Below are 11,675 nucleotides of genomic sequence, written 5' to 3' on the forward strand. Positions count from 1 at the left end.
TATATGCATAAATGGCTGCCTGGGTCCGGTCTTCCACACCCAGCTTGGCGAGGATGTTCGTGACGTGGAATTTCACGGTCTTAATTCCGATAATCAGCTGATCGGCAATGTCCTGGTTGGATTTGCCCTGGGCCAGCAGCTTCAGCACTTCCATCTCACGTTCGGTAAGCTCCTTGTAGGCCGGAACCTCGCCTTTGGCATTGTCGCGGAAGCGGTTCATCATTTTGGAGGCCACCTGGGACTCCAGCACCGACTGTCCCCGGGCCGCAGCGCGGATGGCATCCGCGACTTCACTGGCCCGCGAGGTTTTGAGCAGATAGCTGAATGCTCCGGCTTCAATCACAGGATACATCTTCTCATCATCCAGATAACTGGTCAGCACAATGACCTTGCAATCCGGATATAGCTTCAGCAGCCGTTTAGTCGTCTCAATACCGTCCATGCCTTCCATGACCAGGTCCATCAGCACAACATCCGGATTATACTCCTGTGCCAGTCGGATGCCTTCTTCACCGCTCCCGGCTTCGCCGACCACTTCAATTCCGTCTTCGGTGCCAAGCACTGCGGCAAGTCCGATCCGCACCATCTCATGATCATCTACCAGCAATACTTTAATATCTTCCGTCTCCATGGCTTCCCCTGCCTCCTATTCATTGACTAACGGTACGGTAATTTCAATGCGCATGCCTTTGCCTGGCGCCGTAATGAATTGGATCGAGCCTCCGGTTTCCGTAATCCGCTCCTGCATATTCGATAACCCGTAGGAGGTCTGTTTACTCTCGTCCATCTCGAACCCGATGCCGTCATCGCGCAGCGTCAGCCGGACAGTATCGCCCCGGCGGTGCAGCCGGATCTCCATTTTCTCCGCCTTGGCATGGCGTAATGTGTTCGAGATCGCTTCCTGTACGATGCGGAACAGATGGTTCTCAATGCCTTTCAGCAAATGCACATCCGGATCCATCTCGAAAATAATCTCCATCGGAACCTTGATCCTCAGCTCTTTGATCAGCTCCTGCAGCCCCTGTTCCAGCCCTTTGCCCTCCAGGTACACAGGACGCAGGTGCAGCAGCAGTGCCCGCATCTCCGACTGGGCTACTGCAGACATCTCTTCAATCAGCGCAATTTGCCGCTGTGCCTTATCAAAATCCTTCTCCAGCGTTCTTCCTACAGCCGTCGCCGTCATGGAAATGGCGAACAGCTGCTGGGACACGGCATCATGCAGCTCCCGTGCAAGCCGCTGCCGCTCCTCCATAATCGCCGTTACCCGTGCCTGCTCGGCCAGCTTGGCATTATTGGTTGACAGGCGCTGCAGCGTATTGACCTGATTCTCCCACTTGCCGCTGATCCGGCCGAGCTGCTCCCCGAGTCTGCCCAGCTCATCACTGCCGAGCTCCGGCATCGCCGGGGTAAGATTACCTTTTTCCCACGCCACCAGAGTCCCCCGCAGCAGCTCCAGCCGGCGCTTGATCCGGAAGCTCTGATAGAAGCCGAACCCAAGCCCGAAGGCCACCGGCAGCAGAGTCAGCGTCACAGCTGTCCTGATCCCGATTTCCCAGTTCTCAAAAGGCTGCAAATAACCATATGTATACATAATGTACAGGATAACCAGCAGCATGACAAAGGAGAATAAAGCTCCCTCACCCATGCTGCGCGTCATCATATTACTGCTCTTTTTATCCACGCTAAGGAGTCCTCCCTCTCTAATCAAATGTCAGGCTGTCAGGATAACCGCACATCCAGGTCGCCCATCAAATAGGAGATATTGAACTTTACCTTATGCTCACTGGTATCATAGTTGGCCGATCTCCAGTTCAGCCTGTTCATCATCCCCGTGTCGCGGTGGCTGCCGAATTCAATCGATCCGAACAGCACAAACGCTTCAATCTCCACACCATAATCCTCGGTCAGATGAAGGTCCATGTCGCCGAATACACCCTGAAACAGCATGACTGTCTCCTTATCCTCGGCCATCGCCAGCGAAAGATCCACATCAGCCTCCCCAAGCACATGCCACGCGCTCAGACTGCGCATTACCCAAGGTGACAGGTCCCAGTCAAACCGAGATGAGAAGCTCTGCTTCTGCATGAACCCTTTTCCGCGCTGCAGCCGTTTGGATTTCACAAAAAACATCCCGAGCGAGATCAGGCAGATGCCCAGCACCAGCAGCAAATGATCCAGCAGCAGCAGCACTGCGCCGATTCCGAGCAGCTTATAGCCCTGCTTGACCTTGCCCGACGTCGTCCGGTAGATCCCCAGCAGCAGGAACAGAAGCGCGACAACGGAGAAAAATCCGATCCATTTGCCAAAAATCATCAAGCAGCCCACACCAATAAGTCCAATGGCAATCAAACGGTTCCGTTTATCCATTTCGCACCTCCTAAAAGTTTTGCGGAGCAAAACTAACTTCGTAAGCATAGTCTTAAGTTTTGCGGAGCAAAACCGGTCTATGCCTATCCTATATAAAAAGGGAATCTCCACCTATTCCGCGGAGAATCAGCTTCTTTAGCCTAATTTAATTGTTGCTATAGTATAAAGTCTGTTTACCGCATCCCGCTATAAAAGCCATACCGGTATGGAGATCCATACCGTATGGCTTTACCTTGTTCAGCATATCATATCTGCCTAGTTTTTAGGAACAGGCATTAGTCTTCTTTTTTGTCTAAAGATGGTGTTCCAGCTGTCGGGTTCAATTTGCTCTTCAGTGCTGCAAGCTGTTCTTCCACTTTCAGCTGTTTTTCGGCGTCAACCGGTTTGGTGTACACACCAGCCGACGGGCTGTAAGGGGCACGCATAACATCTGCTTCTGCTTCAAGCTGCATAATTTTTTCTTCCATACGGTGGAAGCCGAGGGATGCGCTGCCGCTCTCAATAGAATGAACGCTGCTGATCTGTGACATTTGCTTTTTGGCCTTGGCCATTTGGGCGCGGGATACCAGCTCATTGCGTTTGTTGCGCAGCTTATAGAACTCATCCTTCATTTCATGCAGCTGCTGTACCAGTTCTTTGGCCTGCACTTCTGCCTGAGCGTGAAGATCGCCGTATTCCACTTGCTTCTGGTCGAAGTAGATCTTTTCTTCCAGCAGCTTGCGGGTAACTTCCTCCTGTCCGTTCTTCAGCGCAAGTTCAGCCTGGGCTGCACGCTGTCCGGACATTTTAGCTGCTTCCTCAACACGCTGTTTCATGCGGCGTTCGTTAGCCATTTGCTTGGCAACTGTTACCTCAGCTTCGTGAATTTCAGCCTCCATATCGCGCAGATATTGGTTCAGCATTACGATTGGGTCCTCTACTTTATCCAGCAAGTCGTTTACCGACGCCTTTGTCATATCTTTAATCCGTTGAAATACTCCCATGATTTACACTTCTCCCTTCTCGTATTTAGCAAGTTTTTGTTTCAGTTCTTCTACTTCTTTTTGCAGTGCCTTCTTCTCAATATCCTTCATCATGGCATCCAGACCGGAGTCTTGAGCCGAGTAAGCATTGGCATTGGCTTTATCATACCCGGGGTTATAGCCGGGCTGTCCGCCGTGTCCGCCATATCCTCCCTGTCCTTGCGGGCCTTGCGGTCCGCGTCCATATCCGGGGCCGCCAGTGAACGGTCCGCCGTATGGGCCGCCGGGTGCTCCCGGTCCAGGTCCGAACGGATTGTACTGTGTAGGCTCCTTCGGGATAACCATTGCTGCGATGAGATATACCAGAATTGTCGTGCCTCCGGTAAACGGAATGCTGACCAGCAGCAGAATCCGGAACAGGGTAGAGTCAATACCGAGAGTCTCGGACAATCCTCCAGCCAGCCCTGTCATCACCTTGTCACGGGTTGAACGATACAATCGGGTCATAGAACTACTCCTTTCCGCCATTGTTAAGCTTCTCCTTCAGCCGGGCCATTTCTCTTTCCAGCACCGTTGCCACCGTTTCACCGGCCTGCACCGCGTATTCCTGTCCCATACGGCGCAGGTCACGGAGACTCTTCGCTTCCAGCTCCCAATCGTTCATGCGGTCTTCGAGCCGGCCGAACATTTTGGGAACGTCACTGCCATTGCCGTAGGCTGTTGCTCTCTGGTTCATGCGCTGCTGAAGCCTTAGTGACTCCATCCGCGCTGCATAATACTGGCGTTTGTTATACACCGTCTGATATTCGACCTTCAGTTCATTCAGCTGACTTTCCAGCTCATACAGCGATCCTTGGCTCTGTTCCAGCAGCCCGCTGTACTGCTCCAGCTTTTCCTCGTGAATAATCTTCTCCTGCAAAGCCATCTTCGCCAGATTATCCTCTCCGGCCTTCAGTGCCAGCAGCGCCTGCTCTTCACGTTTATTTCTCATGGCCGTAGCCTGATTCACCTGCTGCTGCAATTGCTTCGTGTGGGAAGCGTATTGCTGGTACAACCTTTCGGCTTCAGTGATCTCCTCACGGGTTGAATGTAAGAATTGATCGATCAGCTTCACGGGGTCCTGGCTTTGTTCCAGACGTTCATTTAGATTAGCTACCGTAATATCCCTCATGCGGCGAAAAACACTCATGATTTCCTGCTCCCTCCCTGCTTCTTAATTAAGTAATCTTCTAAAGCTTAGTATGTTCTGCCTCTTCTGCCTTTCAGTACCGAGATGCCCCAGACAACCAGTGCAACCCCGAGCAGCGGTCCAATAATCCAGGACAGCTTCGAGATCAAAGCCATGACACCGATGAACAGCACTACCCAGCCGATAATCTTGCGTCCGCTTTTAATTCCGTAGTACCCGAGAGCCACCAGCAGGACTGGAAACAGGATTCCGAAGATTCCGTGAATCAGTTGGGGCAGCACTCCGAGCAGCATAACCGCTCCGATCACAATCAGGACAATGGCAAGTCCGTTACCTTTTCTATTTTGCATTTTTTCTCACCGCCTTTCGTTGACCTTAACCTTATAGCCTTATTCTAGGGTAATCCGCAGACTTTCAAAACAGACCGTGGACGGTTTTATGAACTGGACCTTAGACGGGGCAGAGTTAGGACTGCAGGCTGCTGAAGGATGAAACAAGCCCCTTTGCCGCCGATCAGAGACTTTAAAGCTCCAAACTGTGTATAATTGTTGCAGGTATTCCTTAATATAGCTGCTGAATTGATACGGCAGAACAAAGGAGCAGTTCCATTGAAGACACTATTAATTGTCGAGGATGACCGGAGCCTGAACAAAGGAATCGCTCTATCACTTGCCCAGAGCGGCCTGAACATTGAACAAGCCTATACGCTGGCTATGGCCGAGCAAATATTCACCTCGACCCCGGTAGATCTGATTCTGCTGGATATTAATCTCCCTGACGGAAGCGGCCTGGATTACTGCGAAAAGATCCGGAGAACCTCAGAGGTACCGGTTATTTTCCTGACTGCCAACGACATGGAGCCGGATATTGTCACCGGGTTTGCCCTGGGGGGGGACGATTATATCACCAAACCGTTCAGCCTGATGATTCTGCGGGCCCGGGTGATGGCTGTTCTCAAAAGAGCCGCCCCGCAGCCGGAGGACAAAATAACGATCGGCCCCTTGAGTCTAGACTTCGGAAAACTGGAATTCTATAAGCACAAGGAGCAATTGACCCTGAGCAAAACGGAGATCAAGCTGCTGAACCTTCTGGTCTCCAACCCCGGCATCATTTTAAATAGAGAGCAGTTAATTGATAAAATCTGGTCGCAGGACGCGGAGTTTGTGGATGAGAATGCACTGACGGTAGCCATCAAACGGTTGCGGGCCAAGATTGAGGATAAACCTGCGGAGCCAAAATACATAAAAACAGTCTACGGCCTGGGGTATATGTGGGCGGAAAGGCCAAACCCATGAAGAGCGGCAAGAAGTTCCGGCCCTCTAAACGTGTTAGCCTTATTTTCCCCGTAATCTTTCTGCTGCTGGTATTGGGTTACACTGGAACGGCCACCTATCTGAACGGAGTAAATCATGTATTCCTTAACCTTACCGTCCTCTTCGTGTTTTCTATACTATTCGCAGGCGCTTTGTGGAGCTGGATACAGCGGCGGCAGGTTGCCGGCTTCATGAATGCTTTGGATGAAATGGTGGACCGGGCGATTCACGGACGGGCGAAGCTGACCCATTTTGACGAGACAAGCCTCTCTTCCCTTGAGCATAAATTATTACGTTACATTGAGATCAACAAAGCGAATGAGCAGCATCTGGAGACTGAAAAGAACACCATCAAAGAGCTGATCTCGGATATCTCCCATCAGACCAAAACACCCCTCTCCAATATCCTGCTCTATAGCCAGCTGCTTGCCGAAACACCGGACCTGGACGGGGATACCCGGCTACTGCTGGATCAGATCGAGGCTCAGTCGGACAAGCTGGAATGGTTGATCACCTCGCTGATCAAATTATCCCGGCTGGAAACGGGCATGATCACCCTGCAGAGTGAGGTTAAACCCGTCATTGCGACGATTACCAGTGCCTTATCACACATCTATACACGCACGGAAAATAAAGAAATCGGCATCCAAATTGAATGCGATCCCGGTACGGCTGCCCGTCATGATCATAAGTGGACCAGTGAGGCGCTGTTCAACATGCTGGAGAATGCGGTGAAATATACGAATACGGGCGGCAGCATCCGGATTGTAGCCGAGAGTAATGAAATGTTTACGCGGATTGATATTTCCGATACAGGGATAGGGATTGCGAAGGATGAGCTTGAGCATATTTTCAAACGTTTTTACCGGGGACAGGGCGCCAGAGAATATGAAGGCATCGGAATCGGTCTGTATTTAACGCGGAAGATCATCAGCATCCAGGGAGGTTTTATTACGGCGGCATCTGAGCCCGGCCAAGGAACCAAGCTCTCCATCTTCCTCCCTCAGCTCTAATTGTGTCAATACCGTCAGATTTCAGACACTGCCCGGTTAGATTTGTCTGATATCTTAGGAAGCATTCAAGGATGATGGAGGGGAATCAGCTATGCCTATTTTAAGCATCGAGCATCTGAAGAAATATTATGGAAAAGATCCACAAACCACGGTAAAGGCGCTGGACGATATCTCACTATCCGTTGAGCAAGGCGAATTCCTGGCGATTGTCGGCACCAGCGGCAGCGGAAAAAGCACCCTACTGCACATGCTGGGCGGTCTGGACCGGGCTACTGCAGGCAAAGTTATCGTAGGCGGGAACGATATTTTTGCCATGAGCGATGAGAAGCTGACGATATTCAGACGCCGGTCGGTCGGATTCGTTTTTCAGAGCTACAATCTCGTACCGGTCCTGAATGTGCTCGAGAATATCCTGCTTCCCATAGAGCTTGACGGCGGCAGAATCGATCAGGAATATCTGGATGAGGTAATCCGGGCCCTGGGTCTGCAGGAAAAAATCCACAATCTGCCTGCGAACCTGTCCGGCGGCCAGCAGCAGCGTGTCGCGATTGCCAGAGCGTTGGCTACCAAGCCATCAATCATTCTGGCGGACGAGCCTACTGGCAATCTCGACAGCAAAACCAGCCAGGAGGTCATGATTCTGCTGAAGCAGATGAGCGAGAAATTTAATCAGACCATTGTCATGATTACCCACAACGAGAGCATTGCCCAGACCGCCGACCGCATTATCCGGATTGAAGACGGGCGGATTGTATCCGGCAGCCCGGCCGCAAGCGGAGCCCCCCAGTTATGATCACCACGAACAACCGCAAGATTATCACCCGCCTCTCCCTCCAAAGCCTGCGGGCTAATCCGCTGCGCAATCTGGCTGTGATCTGTGCTGTTACTCTGACGACACTACTTATCACCTCTATTTTCACGATGGTCCTGAGCCTGAATAAATCGACGGAGCTGACCCGGATGAAGACCGTCGGCACTGATTTTCACGGAGGCTTCAAACGGGTTACTCCTGAACAGATAGAAACATTAAAGAAACATCCCTCCATTCAGGAATACAGCGTTTCGCTAAATGCTGGGAACTTGCGGAATGAGGTCTTCCGGGACAGCCCGGTGGAGGTTAAACGGATTGATGAAGCCTACGCCAAGCATGGTTTTATTTCCTTTATAGAAGGCAGCCTGCCTGCTGCTGAGAACGAGGTTGTGCTGAACACATGGGTTATGGATAAACTCGGTATCCGCCATGCGCTGGGGCAGCAGGTTCAGCTGGACATTGATACGGGGGAGCGTGTGATTCAGCAGAATTTTATCGTTTCGGGCTATTATGAGGCGGATAAACATCTGGCGCTCGCAGGACTGACCTTTGTCTCGGAAGCCTGGGTACAAAAGAATCTGTCCGGAATCGATCCGGCAAAATCCATAGCCAGCGGTTCCTATGTGAACACCTCAGAGCTGAGCGTAATGTTCAAGAATGCCTTTGATATCGAAAAGAAACTGGACAAAGTGCTCGCGGATACAGGTGTGGATGTGCCGATCGGGATCAACTGGGGGTACACAGCCTCATCCTTCTCTGAAAACCTCCTCGATTTCGTTCCCTATTTGGCGGTCATCCTCATTATTATGCTTAGCGGATATTTGCTGATTTATAATATCTTTTACATATCCGTCGTGCGCGATGTTAAATTTTACGGCCTGCTAAAAGCGATCGGGACGACACCGAAGCAGCTGAGGCGGATCATTACGATCCAGTCACAGCTGCTGTACCTGCTCGGTTTGCCCTTCGGCCTCGCTGCCGGTTACGGAATCGGACGGCTGTTGACTCCGCTGCTGAACACGTTCTCAAGTGAACCCATGGAAGCTGCCTATTCGGCCAGCCCGTGGATTTTTATCGGCGCGGCTTTTTTCGCCTATGTGACGGTATGGATAGCTGCCAGTAAGCCGGGACGGATGGCTGCGCGGATTGCGCCGGTGGAAGCGGTCAGGTTCTCAGGCGTCAGCGCAAAGCGCCGGAAGAAGAAACGTTCGAAACGCGGAGGCAAGCTCTACAGCATGGCTTTTACTAACCTGTTCCGCAATAAAAAGAAGCTCTGTCTCATGCTGACCTCGCTCTCCTTAAGCATGATTCTGTTCAGCATTATTTTTACCGTCATCTCTTCGCTGGATGTGAATAAATACCTAAGTTCATTTATATCCGGGGATGTGGTTATCCGCAATCAAGCGGTCATGCAGTCATTTGGCGAGCGTCCGGGTGATCCCTATAAGCTGTCGGAAGCGTTCAGCAGGAAGTTAGCGGGGATCGACGGAGTCAAGAGCGTGGAGAAGGTCTATTTTACCAGCGAGCTTTATCATATGGATGACACCATACGGTCAATACTGGAGCCACTAGCATTGACTTACCCGTCTGATCTTGCCCTGCCTGACGTTCTGAAGCAACAACTCATTTACCTTAAGCTATATGGCATTGATGACGGCTGGTATAACCTGGTGCAGAAGGATGTCGTCGAAGGCCATTTTGATCCGCAGAAATTCGCCTCCGGAGACTATGTGCTGGTGACGGAAGTCATCATGCCGGATGACAATAACATCTCCTACTACCATCCAGGTGACCATATTGAGTATAAGGAGCTTGGCAAAAGCTATGAGGTCATGGCTGTATTGAACTACGATGCTCTGTATGCTGCTACCACGCAAGCTTTCCCAGTGTATGGCTATAGTGCATTCTTTCCTTCCTCTGAGTTGACAAGGGAGCTGCCTGAGGGCAGTGATCCGCCGATGGCGCTGTCGGCAACGCTGCATATTGACCCGGCCAAGCTGGACAGTGCTTCACAGACCGCCAAGTCTCTTGCCGCTTCAAGCGATGAGCTGGTGTACAAATCAAGGGAGGATTACAGGCAGGAGCTGAGCGGGTTTATCCGTATTTTTCAGATCGTCGGCTACGGGCTGAGCTTCGTCATTGCACTGATCGGAATCCTTAATTACATCAATACGGTTGTTACGGGGGTCATTACACGGCGGAATGAGTTCGCCCTGCTGGAGAGCATCGGGATGACCAAGCGGCAGCTGAAAAAAATGTTGATCTATGAAGGGCTGTACAATGTGCTCCTAACCACAGCCATTACCTCCACTTTGGGTGTTTTTCTGACCTACAGCATCTCCAAAAGCATCGCGGAGGGCATGGCCTTTACCGTCTTTCGCATGAGCTGGCTGCCGTTTATCCTGGTCGTTCCGGTTCTTGCTGCTATTGCTTATACAGTAACATTAAGCTCCTACAGGATGCTGAGCAAGGCCAGCATTGTTGAACGGCTGCGGCAAACGGAATAGCTTTATTCCTGCCAAATAAACGACATTTCTCCATATTGATTCTGCTTTTCTCCATACGCTTGCGGAGTGAACAGACTTATAATGAGGCTGAATCTTCACATTCCGCAAGCAGCTATAGGAGGTTGTTTCCTTGTCTATTCACTATGCTCCAGAGCAGCAGATTTTCCATCTGCAAACCGAAAATACCAGTTATGTATTCAACATTGTCCGCGGTGCCTACCCGACACATCTGTACTGGGGCAAAAAAATCCGCAGCTCCGCTGTCTCCGATCTCTTCGAGCCCCGAGGCAGAGGATTCAGCAGCAGCGTTTTTCCCGGAGAATGGGAGTTCTCATTGGATACGCTTCCTCAAGAATACCCGGGTTATGGCTCAGGTGATTTCCGGGAACCGGCCTATGTAGCCGGGCTGTCAAACGGCACATCCGTAACAGAGCTGACGTATGTATCCCATAGTATTGTAAAAGGAAAAGCCCCGCTTGAAGGCCTGCCGGCGGTTTATGCGGAAAGCGATGAAGAAGCTGAAACGCTGGTACTGATACTTGAAGACGCCGGTGCGGGACTGCGGGCAGAATTGTCCTATTCTGTTATGACAGGGTATGATGCGATCATCCGCTCAGCACGCCTGATCAATACCGGCAAGCAGCCGCTTAAGCTGGAACGCGCTCTATCCGCTTCGCTGGATTTCCCGCATGCCAATTATGAGCTGCTGCACCTCTCCGGCTCGTGGGCCCGGGAACGGCATGTTGTCCGTGCTCCGCTGCACACCGGCCGGCAGGGTATTGACAGCAAGCGGGGGGCGAGCAGCCACCAGCAGAATCCGTTCCTCGCCCTGCTCTCCCCGAATACCGGGGAGAACAGCGGTGAAGCCTACGGCTTCAATCTGGTGTACAGCGGCAACTTCCTTGCCGAAGCGGAGGTGGACCAGTACGGATCTACCCGTGTCACCATGGGGATCAATCCGTTCGGCTTCCAGTGGCTGCTTGAGCCTGGTGACAGCTTCCAGACGCCGGAAGCGGTGCTCGTCTATTCCGACCAGGGAATCGGCGGCATGTCCCGGACGTACCACCGGCTGTACCGTCAGCGGCTTGTGCGCGGACTGTTCCGCGACGAACCGCGTCCGGTACTGATCAACAACTGGGAAGCCACGTATTTCGGCTTCGACGCTGATAAAATCGAAGACATCGCCCGCGCCGGACAGGCTCTCGGCATCGAGCTGTTCGTACTCGACGACGGCTGGTTTGGGCATCGTGACGACGACACCACTTCACTCGGAGACTGGTTCGTCGATAAGCGCAAGCTGCCGCTGGGCCTGTCCGATCTGGCCGAACGGGTGAAACGGCTCGGCATGCAGTTCGGGCTCTGGTTCGAGCCGGAAATGGTCTCGCAGGACAGCGAGCTGTACCGCGCCCATCCGGACTGGTGCCTGCATGTGCCGGACAAACGGCGCAGCGAGAGCCGCAATCAGCTGATCCTGGATCTGTCCCGCGTTGAAGTCTGCGACTATATCATCGAT

General features: G+C 52.0%; 12 protein-coding genes. 5 read left to right on the forward strand and 7 right to left on the reverse strand.

Going from position 1 to position 11,675, the window contains the following annotated elements; all coding sequences use genetic code 11:
* From AQR02_RS29550 to AQR02_RS29580, 7 genes are all read right to left on the reverse strand, one after another.
* On the reverse strand, positions 1–631 hold a 631-nt coding region (locus AQR02_RS29550; protein WP_054943889.1), incomplete at its 3' end, for a response regulator.
* A gap of 15 nt (positions 632–646) precedes the next feature.
* On the reverse strand, positions 647–1,660 hold the full coding sequence (locus AQR02_RS29555; protein ID WP_054943940.1) for a sensor histidine kinase: 1,014 nt from the start codon (positions 1,658–1,660) through the stop codon (positions 647–649).
* Positions 1,661–1,719: 59 nt separating this feature from the next.
* Positions 1,720–2,367, reverse strand: coding sequence for a cell wall-active antibiotics response protein LiaF (gene liaF, locus AQR02_RS29560; RefSeq protein WP_054943890.1), 648 nt, complete (start codon positions 2,365–2,367; stop codon positions 1,720–1,722).
* A gap of 275 nt (positions 2,368–2,642) precedes the next feature.
* Positions 2,643–3,350 carry a PspA/IM30 family protein gene (locus tag AQR02_RS29565; RefSeq protein WP_054943891.1) on the reverse strand — a complete coding sequence of 236 codons (708 nt, stop codon included), beginning with the start codon at positions 3,348–3,350 and terminating at the stop codon, positions 2,643–2,645.
* A gap of 3 nt (positions 3,351–3,353) precedes the next feature.
* Positions 3,354–3,836: a PspC domain-containing protein gene (locus AQR02_RS29570; protein ID WP_054943892.1), complete on the reverse strand. Its 483-nt coding sequence runs from the start codon at positions 3,834–3,836 to the stop codon at positions 3,354–3,356.
* 4 nt (positions 3,837–3,840) lie between these two features.
* Complete coding sequence (locus tag AQR02_RS29575) at positions 3,841–4,518, reverse strand: PspA/IM30 family protein (protein ID WP_054943893.1); 678 nt, start codon at positions 4,516–4,518, stop codon at positions 3,841–3,843.
* Between the two features lie 47 nt (positions 4,519–4,565).
* Positions 4,566–4,868, reverse strand: coding sequence for a LiaF transmembrane domain-containing protein (locus AQR02_RS29580; protein ID WP_054943894.1), 303 nt, complete (start codon positions 4,866–4,868; stop codon positions 4,566–4,568).
* Positions 4,869–5,126: 258 nt separating this feature from the next.
* Here AQR02_RS29580 and AQR02_RS29585 point away from each other — a divergent pair, with 258 nt between their 5' ends.
* From AQR02_RS29585 to AQR02_RS29605, 5 genes are all read left to right on the forward strand, one after another.
* Entirely contained in the window at positions 5,127–5,813 is a 687-nt protein-coding gene (locus AQR02_RS29585) for a response regulator transcription factor (protein ID WP_054943895.1), read from the forward strand.
* Entirely contained in the window at positions 5,810–6,844 is a 1,035-nt protein-coding gene (locus AQR02_RS29590; protein ID WP_054943896.1) for a sensor histidine kinase, read from the forward strand. The genes AQR02_RS29585 and AQR02_RS29590 overlap by 4 nt, the downstream gene beginning before the upstream one ends.
* Positions 6,845–6,935: 91 nt before the next feature.
* On the forward strand, positions 6,936–7,637 hold the full coding sequence (locus AQR02_RS29595) for an ABC transporter ATP-binding protein (protein WP_054943897.1): 702 nt from the start codon (positions 6,936–6,938) through the stop codon (positions 7,635–7,637).
* Positions 7,634–10,162 carry an ABC transporter permease gene (locus tag AQR02_RS29600; protein ID WP_054943898.1) on the forward strand — a complete coding sequence of 843 codons (2,529 nt, stop codon included), beginning with the start codon at positions 7,634–7,636 and terminating at the stop codon, positions 10,160–10,162. Before AQR02_RS29595 ends, AQR02_RS29600 begins: the two co-directional genes overlap by 4 nt.
* Positions 10,163–10,292: 130 nt before the next feature.
* The coding region (locus AQR02_RS29605) for a glycoside hydrolase family 36 N-terminal domain-containing protein (protein WP_187388838.1) at positions 10,293–11,675 on the forward strand (1,383 nt) is incomplete at its 3' end.

This window comes from Paenibacillus ihuae, from assembly GCF_001368795.1.
Lineage (GTDB): Bacteria > Bacillota > Bacilli > Paenibacillales > Paenibacillaceae > Paenibacillus_AQ > Paenibacillus_AQ ihuae.